The following is a 16,463-nucleotide window of genomic DNA, read 5'->3' on the forward strand; positions in this document are numbered from 1 at the left end:
CGCGCGGCGGTGTCCTCGTCATGTCCGGCGACCTGTCATGTCCGACTCCCTCGCTGCTCGTGTCACCCCGTGCACCCTCGTGGGGCCCGACAACCGACCACCGGCCGACCGCCCGGTTCAGAAAGCGTGCGCCATCAGTTCCGCGAACAGGGCGTGCTCGTCGACCTCCAGGCCCCGTGAGCGGAACCAGCCGCAGATGTTGGCGCAGTCGCGCTGGAGGAAGGTCATCCCGTTGAGGTTGCCGACCAGGTCGACGATCTGTGGCAGGTCGATGACGACCAGCCGCTCGCCCGCCGCCAGGATGTTGTACGCCGAGAGGTCGCCGTGTACGACGCCGTTCTGCACCATCGTCGCGAGCGCGTCGGTGAGCTGCTCGAAGTACGCCGCCAGCAGCTCGGGGGAAGGTCGGGTCTGGGCGAGCCGGGGCGCGGTCTGGACGGTGCCGTCCTCGTCGACGACGGTGATCCACTCCATCAGGATCTCGGTGCCGTCGATCTGGACCGGGTAGGGAACCGGCAGCCCGAGATTCCAGAACCGCACCAGCGCACCCCACTCGGACACCGCCCACTCACCGGCCGCGACCTGCCTGCCGAAGGTGCTCTTCCGCTTGAGGGCCCGTTCGTCACGTGAGCGCCTCATCGAGCGGCCCTCGGTGTAGGACGCGGAGCGGTGGAAGGTGCGGTGCTCGGGAGAGCGGTACCGCTTGGCCGCCATGACCACCCCGGCGGCGGGGTCGAGCGGGTCGGCGCGCTCGACGAGGTGGACGTCGGCTTCCTTGCCGGTCTTGAGGACGCCCAGCTCGGTGTCGATCGCGCCCTGCGAGGTCACCACCCAGTCCGGGAGCGGCTCGGGGCCTCGGCACAGGGGCTCGACGCTCAGCCAGGTCGACCAGCGCTGGCCGTCCCCGAGATCGTCGTAGGGACGGAAGTCGAAGACGAACCGGTCGTCGACGTCGCTCAGCTCGTCCTGCGGCGGGACGTAGCGGTAGGCGTCGGTGCTGAAGTCGTCAGGAAATGCCGGGTGCTGCGGGTGCTGACGGTGTTGGGGGTGCTGCGGGAGATCGTCGTGAGACATCGCTGGAGGTGCTCCATGAGGCGAGAGGGAGGCGGTCTGCGGGCAGGCCGAGGACAGTCGTGTTCACGGTCGTGCCTCCTCTCGTGGAGCACCGGGCAGCTCCCCGGTGTCCCGCCCATGGTGAGGGGCGGACACGGGGAGCTGCAACCAAATAAATCCGGTCGTTGCCGGCCTGACGGGGTCCTGGGGGGCCTACCTGACGGAGTCCTACTGGTCGGTGAACCGGAACGTCGACGTGATCGCGTCGAAGATGTCGAAGAACGACTCCGCCAGGTCCAGCACCTGGCTGCTGCCCGCCACCAGCGCCACCTTGCCCTCCTGCCCCGGCACCGGAATGAACGTCTGCATCAGCACAGCCCGGATGGTGCGGCCGAGTTCGTCGCCCGGTACGGCGATGTCCTCGACGCCGTACGTACGCGCCGCCGGCCCGACACCGGGGATGTCGACGGTGGTCACCTTCCGCCAGCTGTCCCCTTCTCTCTTCGCCTCCTTGACCGCCAACTGGGCCGCGATGACCGCCGGTTCGGTCGAGAGCGGGGTGCCGTCCTGTGCCCGGCCGCCGACCATCGAGACCGTCACCGAGCCGGTGATCGGGGTGTCGCCGCCGAAGCTCTCGGCCATGCAACCGCAGTACAGCGCGCCCGACTTCCACGCGTCCGCCGCCGCCTTCTGCAGGAACGCGGTGTACGTGTCGCGGTACGGGGCCAACTCCTCGCGCTGCCGCACCCGTTCGTCCACCATCCGCCGGATGGAGTCGTCGCGCGACTCGGGGCGTACGTCGAACTCCCACCACGACTCGGGCACCTTGATCCGGAACCCACCTCGCTCGACCGTCTGCGCTTCGCTGTAGCGGGCCATGTCCTCACTCCACCCCGTTGACTCGATCTCCCGTGCCGACACCGTTCCGTTGTACGGTGCCGATCAGACGCCGATCAGACTACGAGGCACTCCGGGGGACTCACACATGGGCAAGGGCAAGTCCGACCTCTCGCTCCCGCTGAGCGAACTGGAGGACTACGGCAGCCGGCTGCGCTCCATCAAGACCCGGCTGAACCACACCAAGAAGCTCTTCGAGTCCTACAAGGACGACATCGGCGACGGCAGCGTGAACGACGCGCTGGAGGACTTCGAGTCCAACTGGGAGGACGGCCGCGAGGACATCACCCAGCAGCTCGACGCCCTCGCCGCCATGTCGGACGCCGTCGTACGGGAGTTCAAGAAGCTGGACGACGAACTCGCCAAGCAGGTCAACGAGAAGATGACGACCAAGGACACCAGGGGCAGCGGCGGCAACAAGTGAGCTGAGCGGTGTGGGCGTGAGCAACGGGGCGCATCCCCCGTACTCCCTCCCCTCCCTCACCCCACCTCGTTCTCCGCCACCGCCTCGCCCCGTACCGTCACATCCCCGCCGTAGAACAGCCCCGTGAACACCGGCGAGTACGTCAGCTGTACCTCGACCTGCACCTCGTCGGCGTTCGCCGCCACGCAGTGGGACGCGCCCGTGTCCGCGGCGGACATGCCCATCTCCTGGGCGAAGGCCTTCACGCGGGCGTCGCAGTTCTGGAAGTTGATGGGGGCGCCGCCCGCCGCGTTGCCGTAGAGGGCTTCGAGGTCGATGTCCTGGGCGGCGTAACGCGCCGCCTGCTCCGCGATGTCCGCCGCCCGTTCCCGCTTCGAGATGGACATACCGCCGTCGATCACGAAGGCGGAGAGGGAGAGGAAGAGGAGGGCGAAGATGATCACGGCACCGGCACCCGAGCCACGGTCGTCCAGGCGGGCCCGCCTACGCTCACACCAGTCACGTACAGCAGAGTGCACCGTCACACCGTCCTCCGGAACGGGTCCAGCGGTGAGCTGAAGGTCGCCGTCAGGGTGGTGGGGATGTCCAGGCCCAGCATCGCCAGGCCCCGCACCTCGCAGCTCACCTCGACGCTGAAGATGGTGTCGGCCTCGAAGCCGGCGCTGGTCTGGGTCACCGTGACCGGGCCCGAGCAGACGTCCGTGAGGTCAGCCTCCGCCGCCTTCTGGGCCTCCGCCATCGCTGTCGCGTGATCCTTCTGGATCGACCCGGCCCGGGCGGCGTCCCGCGCCGCCCCGTCAAGAGCCCCGCGCCCGTCGACCAGTTGCCCGAAGGCCACCAGCACCAGGATGAACATGATCATGACCGGAGCGAGGATCACCACCTCAATGGTGGACAGACCTCGATCACTCAGCTCCCGTCGGCCCCGCAGGGAAGAGAAGTGGCCCATCAGTTCTCCCCCTCCCGAACGAACCGCTCCACCGGCCCCACCGACTGCGCGTGCACCGTCAGATCGAACCCGGGGAACACCGTGGGCACCCGTGCCGTGATCTCCACGCCCACCGTGTTCTGCTCCGGCTGGAGCATCGTCACGTCCGGCGACAGGACCAGGCTCGGGCCCAGTTGCTGGATGTAGCTGTCCACCACGTCCCGCGCCTCCCCCCGCCACACGCCCGGCTGGTCGTGCGCCATGGCGCGGGCCTTGCGGGCGCCGGCCTGGGCCGCCGCCTGGGCCACGTGATCCGCGAAGAAGTACAGCGCGAACTGCACCGTCGCGAAGATCATGAAGAAGAGTACGGGCGTCAGCAGCACGAACTCGATCGCGGTCATGCCCGAGTCGGACCTGCCGACCCCGGACCTGCCGACGCCGGACGTCCCGGAGTCACCGCGGGCGGACGCCGACTCCCGTGCGGCCTCCACCCTGCGGCGTACCCATCTGCCTGCGCCACCCACGAGCAACAACCCCGTCAACCGACTCGACCCCGTACACCCCGTTTTCGTACGACGATCAGCAGGTGCCGCTCGCCTTGGCGCCCTTGATGCAGTCGCCGACCTTGTTGGCGCCGTCGCTCAGCGCGGTGTTGATGATCGCGGCGACCACGCCGACGATCGCCACGACCACCGCGGAGATGATGACCCACTCGACCGCGGACGCACCGCGGTCCAGCTCGCCGGAGCGCGCGCGCTCCACCCGGGCCTGGAAGAAGGTGACCAGGAAGTCCATTGCCGGGATCCCGGTGCTGAAGTTCCGTCCGTTCATGGTGAGTTGTCCTCTCAAATCAAAAAGAATCTTGGGGCATGGGCAGTACTGGAATCAGCACTGGAAATGACTCAGACCTGGAACACCCGCATCGCCGCCGGATAGATCAGGAACACCAGGAATCCGGCGCAGAGCAGCAGTTGGGCCACGAGCATCGACTGGGACTTCTCACCCGCGCTGCCCTCGATCTCGGCGAGTTCGCGGTGCCGCATGGTCTCGGCGCGGGAGGCGAGGGACTCACGTACCTTGGCTCCGTCGTCGGCGACGAGCGCGAGGGAGGCCGACAGGTCCTTCAGCTCCTCCACCCCCAGTTCCTCGCCGAGCGAACCCAGCGCCTGCCACTGGCTGGTGCCGGTGATACGGGCGTCCGCGAGCGCGTTGCGGATGCGCTGGGTGGCCCAGCCGTCCGACACCTCCGCCGCCGCCATCAGCGCCTCGGGCAGACCCCGCCCGCCGGCCAGGCTCATCGACACCAGGTCGAGATACGCCCCGATCACCCGCCGCAGGTCACGCCGCTTGTCGGCCGCGTCCCGCCGTACCTCCAGGTCGGGCAGGAAGAAGAAGACCAGCGCGAAGAGCAGCGCCAGCCAGACCGGGATGGCCGGGCTGCTGGCCATGCTCAGCGTGTAGACGATGGCGAACAGGAACGGGCCGAAGAACAGACCGGCCGCCCCCAGCAGCACCTTCGTCGCGAGGAAGTTCTCCCAACTCCGGTCCAGGACGGCCAGATCGGCCCGCAGCGAGCGCTGCTCCCAGCCCTGCTGGAAGTAGAAGTCCGAGACCCGGACGCCCACTTGGGCCCGGAACGAACCGATCCGCCCCGCGTCCTGCGTGCGATGGGCCGACTCGTACGCCGCTCCCCGCGCCCGCATCGCGTCGATCCGCGCGACCTGCGCGACCGCACTCCGCTTCGACGGCATCAACGCCCGTACGAGCACGTAGATGCCGAGGCCCAGGACGGCGCCGACCAGCACCGGCATGGTCAGGTCGTTCATCGACGTACCCCCTCTTCAGCGCCGGGACCGGCCCCGTACGGCGGCTGCACATGGGCCCCTTGGGCTCCTTGCGCGCCCTGCGCCGACGGCGTCCGGGTCGGCCGTACGAACTGCACGGACGGGTCGTCCCGTACGAGGAAGCGTTCGGGCGTCTCGATGGTCGACAGCTTGCGCAGCCACCAGAAGCCGAGCGCGAACAGACCGCAGACACCGGCGAGGACGACCTGGCCGATCGGTGTGCCGTACGGCTCGACGAACTCCCGGTTGAAGATGGCGAGTCCGAGGACGAAGGCGACCGACACCGCCACAACGATCTGTACGGACCGACGAGTTGACGACCGCTGCGCCATGACGCGCTGCCGCATGTCGACCTCCTCGCGCGCCGACTTCGCGAGCGCGCCCAGGACTTGACGCAGACCCGGGCCGCGCAGCCGCGAGTTGAGGATGAGCGCCGCGACGATGATGTCGGCGGACGCGTCGTCGATCTCGTCGGCGAGCTGCTGCAGCGCCTCGGGAAGCGGGGTGCGGGAGCGGAGCCGGTCGACCATCGCGTCCAGATGCGGACGCAGTACCGGTGCCGCCGCGCGCGCCGAGGCCGGGATCGCCTGCTCCAGACCGACCGCACCGGCGATCGTGTCGCGCAGCGACTCGGTCCAGGAGGCGAGGGCCTCCACGCGCCGCATGCCGGCCCGTTCCTCCGCCGCGCCGCCGAAGAGACGGTCCCAGAAGAAGACGAGGACGCCGGCCGCGATACCGGCCACCGCCCACCGGGTGAGCACCAGCACGGCGAGTCCGACGAGGGCGGCGAGCGAACCGCGCTGCCCCGCGAACCGGATGAGTTCGTTCGCCCGCTCGCTGGCCTTCTGCTTCTCGTGCTCGGGCTTGGCCGGCAGCCCGCGGATCGCGACCGCGAGCAGCGCGAGCCCGCCGCCGACGGCGACACCGGCCACGAGCGAGTAGAGGACCTCGGTGGAGAACAGCCCGCCCATGGAGCCGAGCGAGCCGACGGCCGCCGAGTACCCGTCCCCGTACACATGCGTATTGCTGGATGTACTGAAGGCACTGAATGCAGTAGTCATGATCATGGTCACCCCCAGTTCCCGCCGGGCAACCTGTACCCGTGCGCGACCAGATCGTCGAGGCAGGAGATGGGCGCGTGCGGCACGATGCGGCCGTCCGGGGTCTCGGCGAAGACCTCGCTGGACAGCACCCGGCCGTCCACGCCGTTGACCTCACGGACCGAGGTCACCATGCGCTGGAGCCGGCCGCCCGTATGGAAGTTGTTGCGCCGCGTGATGAAGACGACGAAGTTCACTGCGCCCGCGACGAGCATCTGGCTCGCCTCGATGGGCAGCCGCTCCGTCGCCTGGAGCGCGTACGTGGAAATACGGTTGAAGACCTCGTGCGAGCTGTTGGCGTGGATCGTGGAGAGCGAGCCGTCGTTGCCCTGCGACATCGCGTTGAGCATCGTCACGATCTCGTCGCCGAGCACCTCACCGACGATGACGCGCGAGGGGTTCATACGCAGCGACCGTCGCACCAGCTCGGCCATCGAAATCATGCCCTGGCCCTCGGAGTTGGGCAGCCGCTCCTCGAACGCCACCACGTTGGGGTGGAGTTCGGGGAACTGGTCGAGCCCAAGCTCCAGCGCACGCTCGACGGTGATGAGCCGCTCGTGCGGCGGGATCTCGTTGGCGAGGGCCCGAAGCAGCGTCGTCTTACCGGCGTTGGTGGCACCCGCGATCATGATGTTCTTCCGGGCCCGCACGGCACAGGCCATGAAGTGCGCGACTTCGGGAGTCACGGTCCCGTTCCCGACCAGGTCGGAGATGAAGACCTTACCCATGCGCGCACGACGGATGGAGAGCGCGGGGCGACGCGTCACATCCATGACGGCCGACAGTCGGGACCCGTCCGGCAGCCGCAGGTCGAGCTGCGGATTGGCGGAGTCGAAGGGCCGGGAGGAGAGCCCGGAGTAGGCACCGAGGACCTGGATCAGCTCGATGAGTTCCTCGTCGCTCTCGGCGACAGGATCACCGGCGACCTCGCGCCCATCGGAATACCCCACGAAGACCTGGTCGTACCCGTTGATGTCGATGTTCTCGACGTCGGCGTTGTCGAGCAGCGGCTGGAGCCGCCCGACGCCGAAGAGCGCGGCGTGCACGGCAGCCGCGTACTGCTCCTCGGTCTCGGCGTCCAGCGGCGTACGCCCGGCGTTGATCTCCGTCCGGGCGTAGTCCTCGAGGATCTGGGCTATGACGGCCCGCGCGTACTGCCGCTCGTCCTCACCGGACATCGGCGTGACGTTGGAGGCCTGGTCGAGCCGACGCTGCTCGGAGATCCGGTCACCGGCGTCCTGCCGGAACCGCTTGACCAGCGAGTGGTCGACAGCGGTCATCGGCCGGCTCCGGCATGACCGGAGTAACCGGCCTGCGGACCGGGCTGCTGTCCGGGCGCCTGACCCTGGTAGCCCTGCTGAGCCGGCGGGACCTGCTGCCCTTGCTGGACCTGACTGGGTACGGACCACGCGGCGCCGTACTGCTGATACAGATCCGAAGTCACCTTGCGGGCCGACCGGATGAGCATCGACTTGTCGAGCCGCCCGCGCTTGCGCCCGGCCAACTGCTCGGCTCCGGCGGGGTCTTCGGCGAGCGTGCCGACGACCCGGGCACCCGTCTGCGCGTGTACGAGCATGTCGTTGACCTGGTTGACCAGCTTGCCCGAGTTGTTCGGATCGGCGATGAGGACGACCCCGATGAACGGCGTCCCCAGGCTGGCGGCCCCGCGCGGTCCGCCGTGCAGCTTGGTGGAGAGAGCGGCGGCCCGGTCGCGCACGCGAGCGATGGCCTCGGGCTCGGTACGCGAGATGAGCAGCACGAGGGCGGCATGCGGGAACAGTTCGACGACAGGCGTGTCCCCGCTGATGCGTCCGCAGTCGGCGATGACGTCGGCGGGCGCGTTCGGGGAGTCGGCGAGCTGCGCGAAGGCGCTGCCGAGGGTGGGCCAGAGTCCCGCGAGCCCGGCGGCCTGTTCGGCGATACCGAGCCCGACGAGCACTTCGAGCCCACCGCTCAACGGCTGTACGTGGTCCCAGAGTTGATCGGGAACGAGCCCACGCCGTGCGGTCGCGGCGATGGACAGCATGCCGGTGTTGGGGTTGAGCATCCCGCCGTGCGCGGCGGCACTGCGGTACACGAGGTCACCGCCGGCCGGGTCGGTCTCGGCGAGCAGGGCCCGCCGCGGCCAGACCGCCGCGAGCGCGACGGCCGCGGTGGTCACGCCGGGGGAACCCTTGTCGGCGGCAAGAACGATGAGCGCCATGGTTCTGGGGCCGCCTTCAGCTGCTGGGGATGAGCACGAGAGCCACTTGGCCGCTGGCGGCGGCCTGAGCGAGGTCGGCAGCCTTGGTGCTGTCGACAGTGAGGGTGACGGGCAGGTTGGTACTGCTTATGACGTCACCACTGCTCGCCTGCGGCTTCACGTAAGTGACCTTCGCCTTGTCCACGATCAGGGTGGTGCTGGCGCCCGACGAGGAGGAGTCACTGGAACCGGTGGTGGAGCCGGTGCCGGTGGTTGTGCCGACGCGGTAGGCGGCGACGAAGCTTCCGGCCTTGAGTCCGTTCGGGTACTGCCCCTCCTTGAGGGAGAGTCCGACGGTGGCCTGACCGGCGGCGACACCCTCGTCGGAGCCGAACATCTGCCCCATGACGACCGTGCCCGGGTAGATCGTGGTCCTGGCCTTGAGGGTCCTCAGGGTGTCCAGCTGGGTCCACTCGACATAGTTGATGCCGGTGTCGGCCGCGACCATGACGGACGTCGTGTTGGCCTTGGTGACGGAGCCCCCGGCCGGAATTTCCGAGGTCACCTTGATGACCTCGATCCGGTCCCCCGCCCGCAGCACGAGCATCGTCGCGCCCAGCGCACCGACCAGGATCAAAAGCACCGCAAGAGCGGCAAGAGCCGGTTTGCGCTCGCGAGGCGGCGCCGGGAGCCGCTCACCGGTCATCGGCTGAGCGGGTACCGAGGAACGGCCGCCGCCCGCACCCGTACGCTCTTGGATCTTCACGCAACAGCTCCCCGTACACCCAAGAAAAATTCTGCCAATTTAAGTGCCATATAGGACACTTCACTCGCGAATACGCACGATGTACGCGATGCGCGCGATACGCCCTTGCTGGACGTACCGCCCGACCCGGCCAATTAGCCAGCGCTGGAGTGAGTGTCAAGCCATGGCACCGTATCAGCCGCACATAAGCCCCTCAAGGCGCGTTCTGGATCGTGAACAGCGCCGACCACAACGTTATTCACGTGCAACTACGGCCGTACGGTTCCCCGTTGAGCGCGGCGATCCGGTTACGGCACCTGCTGTGCACGCGCGAATCTGTTGCCGACCCGACATTTGCACGCCACCCGGCCCCGGCCACCACGCCCGCCCGTCGCCACGGCTCGGCCATGAGGCCTGCACGATTCGCTCACGCGACGCCGGGCCGCCCCCGGAGCAGCCGTGCCATGATCCTTGACCGGCCTCCCTCGGGAACCACACGTCAAGCAGAGAACCGCAGGAACACTCCCCCCATGAAGCGAACCGCACTCCCCCTCTCCCTCCCCCTCTCCCTCCTCTGCCTGGCGGCCCTGACCGCCTGCTCGGGCGGCGGTGAGGACGGCAAGGAAGCCGCCGACAAGCCCAAGGCGTCCGCCTCCGCCTCGCAGGCCAAGCAGGCGGGCCCGGCGGAACGGGTCGCGCAGCTCCTGGTCACCAAGGCCGAGGCCGGTGACTACCGCGTCGACAAGCCCGCCGAGGGTGACGCCCTCGCTCCGTCCAAGGACGACATGAACGTCGACAAGGCCGACTGCGCCCCGCTGGCGTACGCGATGAACGAGCTCCCCATCGGGGACCCGGAGGCCTCGCTCGTGCGCGTCGCCCACGGCACCGAAGGCGCCATGCTCACCTACATCACGCTCGCCACCTACGCCGAGGGCAAGGCGGAGGCCGCGATGAAGGGGCTCACCGCCGCGGCCGGCGCGTGCGGCGGTGGCTACACCGCGAAGTCGTCCGCCGGGGCCGCCACCACGTACGACTCGGTGACCGTGGAGACCGCTCCCGCTGGTGGCGACGAATCCCTCGCCACCGCCGCGACCTTCCAGTACCAGGGGGTCACGCAGACCCTCCGCACGCAGAGCTTCCGCTTCGGCGACGCGATCGCCAGCTACTTCTCGCTGGACAGCGGCCGTCTGCTGCAGGGCGGCCCGGGCCAGGCCGAGATCCCGGCCGACCTCGTCAAGGCGCAGAACGCGAAGCTCGGCTGACCGAAGCCCGGCTGAGCCGGCACCGATCACAACTCCTGCTACAGCAAGGCCTGTTGACAGTCATTCCGCCCCGCGCGACGGTGAAAGCTTCGTCGCGCCCGGAGGTAGTCCATGGCTCAGCCGACAACCCGTCCCCCTCCCCCTCCCCCTCCCCCTCGCCCGGCAGAAGGCCTCGTAGACCGCGTACGGGCGCTACAGCCACTCATCCGCGAGCACGCGTCCCGCACGGAGCAGGAGCGGCGGGTGACGCCCGAGGTGGTCGCGGCCCTGACGGACGCCGGCGTCCACCGCATGAACATCCCCCGGCGGTACGGCGGTTACCAGTCCCCGCTGCACATCCAGGTCGACGCCCTGTCCGAGATCGCCGCCGCGTGCGGCTCGGCCGCCTTCATGGCCCTGATCCAGGCCGGCTGCGCCTACATCGCGGCGCTCTTCCCGGACGAGGCCCAGGACGAGATCTTCACCAGCCCCGACGTACGGGTCGGCGGCACCCTCGTCCCCGACGCGACGGCGGTCGCACGCCCCGACGGCAGTTACGTCGTCAACGGCACCTCGGCCTTCGCGACCGGCTGCCAGGACGCGGACTGGCACCTGCTGACGGTCCGCGTCGAACCGGACAGCAAGACGCCCGACAACCGCCCACCCGGACCTCCCACCCTCCTCTGGACCGCGATCCCCATGACCGACCTGGAGATCCTGGACGACTGGTACGTGTCAGGGCTGGCGGGCAGCGGCAGCAACAGCGTGGTCGCGCGTGATGTCGTGGTCCCGGCACACCGCGTCCTCCCGGTGGGCCCCTTGCTGGACGCCGGCACGATCGCGTCGAAGACCAACGCCGACGACCCCTTCTACGGCATGCCGGTACTGCTCCTCTTCTGCGCCTGGACACCCCCGAACGCCCTCGGCCTGGCCCGCTCGGCGCTGACCGAGTTCACGGAACGCATCCACCGCCGGGGCATCACGTACACCTTCCACGAACGCCAGAACGAGGCGACGGTCACCCATCTCCAGGCGGCCGAGGCGGCGATGAAGATCTCGTGCGCCGAACTCCTGACGGCCGACTTCGTAGCGAGGATCGAATCAAAGGCGGCGACAGGTACTCCCCACACCCCAGAGGAACGAGCCAGGATCAGGGCCCAGAGCGGCTACACGACCCGCCTCTGCAAGGAGGCCGTGAACCTCCTCGCCGCCGCCTCCGGCGCGTCCTCCCTGCACCGCGAGGTCCCCATCCAGCGCACGGTCCGTGACATCCACGCCCTGAGCCTCCACTCGTTCGTGAACCCGACGACCAACCTGGAGCTGTACGGGCGGGTGCTGTCGGGGCTGGACGCGGGAACGCCGTTCCTCTAGCCGGATCCTGCAGCCGGCACGGACACGGTCAGGACACAGCAGGACACAGGACGTATCGAATTCGCACCAATAAATTCACAAACACCCCCGCTCCGAAGGGAGACCAGCCTGGCAGGACCACAAGCCCCCCAGATACCGTCAGGGCTCTCAGCTGTATCGACATCTCATGTACCGACATCTCACGGGGAGCCCACCTTGAAGCGCCGCTCTTTGCCCGTTGCTGCCGCGCTCACCGCGACCGCAGCCCTACTGCTGACGGCCTGCGGCAGCGGAGACGACAACTCCACCGCCAACGACAAGATCGCCGGCGCCGAACAGAGCACGGCGACTCCGACGAAGTCGGCGGAACCCTCGGCAGCAGCGGCGGAGGACAAGCCCGACGGGGTGGACGTGTCCCTGCCGAAGGACATGAACTTGGTGTTCGACTGGACGAAGCCGTCGAACAAGAACGAGGCGGCGGCTATGGATGACGCCGCGAACTACATCCGCGCCATCTATCGGGGCGTCGACAAGCGAACCACCAAGGACGCGGCCTTGACGGCCTACGCCACCGGCGGGGGGCTGCACTATGCCGAGGTGCAGATCAACGAATGGATCAAGGGTGGCTGGACCGGCGTCGGTACCCGCCGTCACTACGACGCCACCACACGGTCCGCCCCCAACGGCAACTCCGTAGAGGTCGATTTCTGCGCGGACACGGGGAAATTCCTCGGCAAAGAGGTCAAGACCGGGAAGGTCCTGGAGGCCAAGCCCAGTCTCAAGGACTTCGCCTACTACAAGATCGTGATGGTCAGGTTCCCTACGAGCGACAGCCTTTGGCAGGCGTCCAACGTGATCGTCGAGACCGAGGCGGCGAAGTGCCAGTGAACACACCGCTACGTACGGCCCTCAGCACCGGCGCCGCAACCCTGACTCTCGCAATCAGCACCGTTGTCCTTGCAGCGCCCAGCTCCATGGCGGAACCGGTGAACACGGGCAACGGTGGCGGCGCGAAAGAGACGGGCGGCAGCGACAGCACAGGCATCTACGCCGCCGCCAAGATCCAGTACTCCGGATCCGTCGCCAAGGGCGGCGGCACCGGCAACGTGACGTCCTCCGACGTCAACTGGACGCCCCCGCCCTGCTGGTACGCCCCCTATCTCGGCGCCAAGGACTTCAAGAAGCAGATGTCCAAGAGCATCGAGGACCAGATGAGCACGCCCGGCATGGGCGGCACCGCCGGCTCGGCACTCGGCCAGACGCAGAGCCACTACGAGGACGAGTTCGGCTGGGCCGGCCACCCCGGTTACAAGGACTACAACGTCGACAAGGACGGCGAGGGGATGTTCTGGGCCGGCGTCGAGAACCCCAACGAGTCTGACGTTCTCAAGCGGAAATCGTGCAGCGCCCTCCCCTTCTGGGTCGACAACGGTGAGGCCCCGCCGCCCGAGTACGAAGAGGCCATCAGCCCGGAGATACTCGCGGGCCTCGCCTACCAGCACATGCAGCTCCCCGACACCAAGGTCACCCTCGCCCCGGCAGCCAACACCAAGGTGAACCTGCCGACTTGGGCCTGGCTGAACAAGGCCGTCTTCGACGAGGTCCAGGCGACGGCGGCCCTCAACGCCCCGGGCTTCAACATCCAGGCCACGACCACGGCCAAGCCGGTGTCCCTGAAGCTGGAACCGGGCACCGCCGACGCCACCACATACCCCGCCTCCGGCGAGTGCGTCATCAACGCCGACGGCTCCATCGGCGAGCCCTACGCCCAGGGCAAGTCCGGCCAGACCCCGCCGTGCGGGCTCAAGTACCTCCGCTCCTCGGGCGACGGCACGTACAACCTGCGGGCGACCATCACCTGGGACATCGCCTGGACCGGAACGGGCGGCACGGGCGGCGACCTCCCGAACGGCACGTTCGGCAGCGAACAGGCGATCACCGTCCAGGAAATCCAGGCCGTCAACCGCTGAGCATTTTCCTCACAGGGAGCCCACCTTGAAGCGCCGCTCTTTGCCCGTTGCTGCCGCGCTCACCGCGACCGCAGCCCTCCTGCTGACGGCCTGCGGCAGCGAGGACGACAAGACCGTCGGCGCCGAACAGGACACGAAGACACCGACGGAGTCGGCAGCCCCCTCGACAGCAGCAGCGGTGGCAGCGGCCAACAAACCGGACGGTGTGGACGTATCCCTGCCCATGGACGTCGACCTGGTCTTCGACTGGGCCAAGCCGGAGAGCAAGAACGAGGCAGCTGCGATGGACGACGCTGCCAACTTCTTCCGTGCCATCTACCGGGGCGTCGACAATCGGACGACCAAGGACGCAGCCGTGACCACCTACGCCACCGGCGGCGGGCTCCGCTACGCGCAGGTACAGATCAACGAATGGATCAAGGGCGGCTGGACCGCCGCCGGCACACTGCGCCACTACGACGTCACCACACGGTCCGCCTCGAACGGCAACTCCGTGGAGGTCGCGTTCTGCACGGACTCAAGCAAGTTCCCCGGCAAAGAGGTCAAGACCGGGAAAGTCCTGAAGAGCACGCCCAGCATCGCGGACTACGACTACTTCAAGATCGTGATGGTCAAGTTCCCCACGGGTGACGGCCTGTGGCAGGCATCCAAGGTGTTCGTAGAGACGGAGGCGGAGAAGTGCCGGTGAACGGATCACCGGTGCAGCTCCAAGAACGTGACCTCTGCTGACGTCGACTGAAAACACAGGTCTGGCGTGGTTGGCATCCGACCTCGGCAGCGCTCGGACGACCCTCGCAATTGCATAGAGGAGCCGTCCCGAGCGCCAGTCGACACCCCCTGCTCGGACGCTCGCCGGCAGACACGATCAGGACACAGAACCCGCCCAACAGCGTCCACTTTTGCGCCAATTAACCACATTTTGAAGTAAGTTCGCACTGGCGAAAACTCCAGCCACACCGCTACCGTCAGTGCTCTTGACTGAATCTTTGTCTCACGGGGAGCCCACCTTGAAGCGCCGCTCTTTGCCCGTTGCTGCCGCGCTTGCCGCCACCGCAGCCCTGCTCCTGACGGCATGTGGCAGCGAGGACGAGAAGTCCAGCGACAACGACAAGATCGCCGGAGCCGACGTCGGCGACGGGGGCGGTGAGGCAAAGGCATCGACTTCGCCGAGTCCGTCGCAGGACGTTGACCGCCCTGACCTGTCGCTGCCTAGTGACGTCAAGGAAGTCTTCGAGGACTGGAAGACCGGCGACGCCACCAAGGACGCCGTCCTCAAAGACGCCGGGTTCTCCATGACAGCGGTCAGCCGGGCCATCACGGACTCCGACGCAAAGTCCCCCGCCCTGAGCTTCTACTACAAGGGCACAGCACTCGTGGACGCCGTGGAGTGGGTGCAGACCTTCGTGGACAACGACGCGAGCATCACCGGTGCCATCCGCTACTACTCGCCCACGGTCAGCCTGTCCGGCAATAAGACGGCCGCCGTCACGCTCTGCGCGGACGAGAGCAAGGCGTTCAACAAGTTCCTGAAGACGAACAAGGTCGACCGCAGCGCCCCCTCGGACAACTCATACGTGTACTACGTCAGCCGCCTGACCCTGAATGCCAAGGGTGTATGGATCACCACCGAGTCCATCTCGAAGCGGGGGAGCGAGAAGTGCACTCCGTGACAACGACCGGAAAGTTCGGCTTGCTCACGCTCGCACTGATCACAGGCACGTTCCTTTCCGCAGGAACGGCCCACGCGGAAATCGGGCTCGGCGGGTCCAAGGGCGATACCGAAACCAGCAACAAGTCGACTGGCCGGACCATCGAGTCTCAGGTCTCCTACGACACCTCCAAGAACGGCGGCGGAAAGTCGACGGGCTCGCTGGCTCCGATAGACGACTACGACCCGCCCGCCTGTTGGTACGAACCGGGCTGGACGCCCGAGGAGTACGAGACGGAATTCCAACGACGTTGGAACGTTGGACACTTCAGCGGCGCGGCTGAGGGGTACGCCGCGGAGAAGGCTCGCTATGTCGAGGGCAAGCCCTACAAGGACTTCAACAAAGACAAGTCCGGCGAGGGCATGTTCTGGGGCACGGTCTACGACTGGGACCGGCTCGAAGGCGACGACTACCTCGACTGCAGCCAGGCCGACTTCTGGGTCGACAACGGCGACGACCCGCCCGTCGAGAACGCCATCGACGCCGAGACGCTGGCCAAGCTCGCCTACAACGCGATCCAGGTCCCCGACACCGAGATCACCCTCGCGCCCGAGGCGGCGACCAAGGTCAACCTGCCCACCTGGGCCTGGCTGGACAAGGCCGACTTCCACGAGGTCTCCGTCACCGCCTCCTTGAACGTGGGCGGCTGGAACCTGGCCTCGACCACCACCGCAACACCGGTTTCCCTGAAACTGGAGCCCGGCACCACCGACGCCACGACCTTCCCCGCCTCCGGCGAGTGCACGCTCAACGCCGACAAGTCCATCGGCGAGCCCTGGGCCACGGGCAAGTCCGGCCAGACCCCGCCCTGCGGCATCACGTACCTGCGCTCGTCCGGCGAAGGCACGTACCAGCTCAGGGCCACGGTCACCTGGGAGATCACCTGGGAGGCAACCACCGGCGAGGCGGGAAACCTCGGCACCGGCTCTTTCGGCACCGAGCAGGCCATCACTGTCCAGGAGATCCAGGCCGTCAACCGGTGAGCGCAGGACCGTCACACCACGCACAGGGGGAGAGATA

19 protein-coding genes are annotated in these 16,463 nt (G+C 67.8%); 8 read left to right on the top strand and 11 right to left on the bottom strand.

Going from position 1 to position 16,463, the window contains the following annotated elements; all coding sequences use genetic code 11:
• Positions 1-117: 117 nt before the first annotated feature.
• Positions 118-1,074 (bottom strand): serine protein kinase RIO, encoded by a 957-nt coding sequence (locus ACWDR4_RS45895; protein ID WP_450417626.1) that lies wholly within the window; start codon positions 1,072-1,074, stop codon positions 118-120.
• A 207-nt stretch (positions 1,075-1,281) separates the two neighbouring features.
• Positions 1,282-1,932, bottom strand: coding sequence for a hypothetical protein (locus ACWDR4_RS45900; RefSeq protein WP_450417628.1), 651 nt, complete (start codon positions 1,930-1,932; stop codon positions 1,282-1,284).
• A gap of 106 nt (positions 1,933-2,038) precedes the next feature.
• On the opposite strand from ACWDR4_RS45900, the gene ACWDR4_RS45905 reads away from it, so the two are divergent.
• Entirely contained in the window at positions 2,039-2,374 is a 336-nt protein-coding gene (locus tag ACWDR4_RS45905; protein WP_450417629.1) for a hypothetical protein, read from the top strand.
• 56 nt (positions 2,375-2,430) lie between these two features.
• Here ACWDR4_RS45905 and ACWDR4_RS45910 read toward each other — a convergent pair whose 3' ends face one another.
• The 9 genes from ACWDR4_RS45910 to ACWDR4_RS45950 form a co-directional block, all read right to left on the bottom strand.
• Complete coding sequence (locus ACWDR4_RS45910) at positions 2,431-2,892, bottom strand: TadE/TadG family type IV pilus assembly protein (RefSeq protein WP_450417630.1); 462 nt, start codon at positions 2,890-2,892, stop codon at positions 2,431-2,433.
• A 2-nt stretch (positions 2,893-2,894) separates the two neighbouring features.
• Entirely contained in the window at positions 2,895-3,323 is a 429-nt protein-coding gene (locus ACWDR4_RS45915; RefSeq protein WP_450417632.1) for a TadE/TadG family type IV pilus assembly protein, read from the bottom strand.
• The gene (locus tag ACWDR4_RS45920) at positions 3,323-3,826 is read right to left on the bottom strand and encodes a TadE family protein (protein WP_450417633.1); all 504 of its coding nucleotides are present in this window, start codon (positions 3,824-3,826) and stop codon (positions 3,323-3,325) included. Before ACWDR4_RS45920 ends, ACWDR4_RS45915 begins: the two co-directional genes overlap by 1 nt.
• 55 nt (positions 3,827-3,881) lie before the next feature.
• On the bottom strand, positions 3,882-4,133 hold the full coding sequence (locus ACWDR4_RS45925) for a hypothetical protein (RefSeq protein ID WP_235475647.1): 252 nt from the start codon (positions 4,131-4,133) through the stop codon (positions 3,882-3,884).
• 71 nt (positions 4,134-4,204) lie between these two features.
• Positions 4,205-5,128, bottom strand: coding sequence for a type II secretion system F family protein (locus ACWDR4_RS45930; RefSeq protein WP_235475648.1), 924 nt, complete (start codon positions 5,126-5,128; stop codon positions 4,205-4,207).
• A complete protein-coding gene (locus ACWDR4_RS45935) occupies positions 5,125-6,117 on the bottom strand; it encodes a type II secretion system F family protein (protein WP_450417660.1) in 993 nt (330 codons plus the stop codon). The genes ACWDR4_RS45930 and ACWDR4_RS45935 overlap by 4 nt, the downstream gene beginning before the upstream one ends.
• Before the next feature lie 98 nt (positions 6,118-6,215).
• Positions 6,216-7,526, bottom strand: a complete 1,311-nt coding sequence (locus ACWDR4_RS45940; protein WP_450417635.1) for a CpaF family protein — start codon at positions 7,524-7,526, stop codon at positions 6,216-6,218.
• A complete protein-coding gene (locus ACWDR4_RS45945; protein WP_450417636.1) occupies positions 7,523-8,449 on the bottom strand; it encodes a hypothetical protein in 927 nt (308 codons plus the stop codon). The genes ACWDR4_RS45940 and ACWDR4_RS45945 overlap by 4 nt, the downstream gene beginning before the upstream one ends.
• Positions 8,450-8,465: 16 nt before the next feature.
• A complete protein-coding gene (locus ACWDR4_RS45950; RefSeq protein ID WP_450417637.1) occupies positions 8,466-9,194 on the bottom strand; it encodes a hypothetical protein in 729 nt (242 codons plus the stop codon).
• A 509-nt stretch (positions 9,195-9,703) separates the two neighbouring features.
• Here ACWDR4_RS45950 and ACWDR4_RS45955 point away from each other — a divergent pair.
• From ACWDR4_RS45955 to ACWDR4_RS45985, 7 genes are all read left to right on the top strand, one after another.
• On the top strand, positions 9,704-10,435 hold the full coding sequence (locus tag ACWDR4_RS45955; protein ID WP_450417638.1) for a hypothetical protein: 732 nt from the start codon (positions 9,704-9,706) through the stop codon (positions 10,433-10,435).
• 111 nt (positions 10,436-10,546) lie between these two features.
• Positions 10,547-11,785: an acyl-CoA dehydrogenase family protein gene (locus ACWDR4_RS45960; RefSeq protein ID WP_450417639.1), complete on the top strand. Its 1,239-nt coding sequence runs from the start codon at positions 10,547-10,549 to the stop codon at positions 11,783-11,785.
• A gap of 195 nt (positions 11,786-11,980) precedes the next feature.
• Positions 11,981-12,652: a hypothetical protein gene (locus ACWDR4_RS45965; protein WP_450417640.1), complete on the top strand. Its 672-nt coding sequence runs from the start codon at positions 11,981-11,983 to the stop codon at positions 12,650-12,652.
• Positions 12,653-12,738: 86 nt separating this feature from the next.
• Positions 12,739-13,734, top strand: a complete 996-nt coding sequence (locus tag ACWDR4_RS45970) for a hypothetical protein (protein WP_450417641.1) — start codon at positions 12,739-12,741, stop codon at positions 13,732-13,734.
• 25 nt (positions 13,735-13,759) lie between these two features.
• Positions 13,760-14,422 carry a hypothetical protein gene (locus ACWDR4_RS45975; protein WP_450417642.1) on the top strand — a complete coding sequence of 221 codons (663 nt, stop codon included), beginning with the start codon at positions 13,760-13,762 and terminating at the stop codon, positions 14,420-14,422.
• Between the two features lie 319 nt (positions 14,423-14,741).
• Positions 14,742-15,404, top strand: coding sequence for a hypothetical protein (locus tag ACWDR4_RS45980; protein WP_450417643.1), 663 nt, complete (start codon positions 14,742-14,744; stop codon positions 15,402-15,404).
• A complete protein-coding gene (locus ACWDR4_RS45985; protein ID WP_450417645.1) occupies positions 15,401-16,426 on the top strand; it encodes a hypothetical protein in 1,026 nt (341 codons plus the stop codon). Before ACWDR4_RS45980 ends, ACWDR4_RS45985 begins: the two co-directional genes overlap by 4 nt.
• The last annotated feature ends 37 nt before the right edge of the window (positions 16,427-16,463 follow it).

Source organism: Streptomyces sp. NPDC000878 (assembly GCF_053599695.1).

Coding starts and splice junctions, on each gene's coding strand:
- ACWDR4_RS45895 (WP_450417626.1), bottom strand. CDS start 1,074: ATGTCTCACGACGATCTCCCGCAGCACCCCCAACACCGTCAGCACCCG.
- ACWDR4_RS45900 (WP_450417628.1), bottom strand. CDS start 1,932: ATGGCCCGCTACAGCGAAGCGCAGACGGTCGAGCGAGGTGGGTTCCGG.
- ACWDR4_RS45905 (WP_450417629.1), top strand. CDS start 2,039: ATGGGCAAGGGCAAGTCCGACCTCTCGCTCCCGCTGAGCGAACTGGAG.
- ACWDR4_RS45915 (WP_450417632.1), bottom strand. CDS start 3,323: ATGGGCCACTTCTCTTCCCTGCGGGGCCGACGGGAGCTGAGTGATCGA.
- ACWDR4_RS45925 (WP_235475647.1), bottom strand. CDS start 4,133: ATGAACGGACGGAACTTCAGCACCGGGATCCCGGCAATGGACTTCCTG.
- ACWDR4_RS45930 (WP_235475648.1), bottom strand. CDS start 5,128: ATGAACGACCTGACCATGCCGGTGCTGGTCGGCGCCGTCCTGGGCCTC.
- ACWDR4_RS45935 (WP_450417660.1), bottom strand. CDS start 6,117: ATGGGCGGGCTGTTCTCCACCGAGGTCCTCTACTCGCTCGTGGCCGGT.
- ACWDR4_RS45940 (WP_450417635.1), bottom strand. CDS start 7,526: ATGACCGCTGTCGACCACTCGCTGGTCAAGCGGTTCCGGCAGGACGCC.
- ACWDR4_RS45945 (WP_450417636.1), bottom strand. CDS start 8,449: ATGGCGCTCATCGTTCTTGCCGCCGACAAGGGTTCCCCCGGCGTGACC.
- ACWDR4_RS45955 (WP_450417638.1), top strand. CDS start 9,704: ATGAAGCGAACCGCACTCCCCCTCTCCCTCCCCCTCTCCCTCCTCTGC.
- ACWDR4_RS45960 (WP_450417639.1), top strand. CDS start 10,547: ATGGCTCAGCCGACAACCCGTCCCCCTCCCCCTCCCCCTCCCCCTCGC.
- ACWDR4_RS45970 (WP_450417641.1), top strand. CDS start 12,739: ATGGCGGAACCGGTGAACACGGGCAACGGTGGCGGCGCGAAAGAGACG.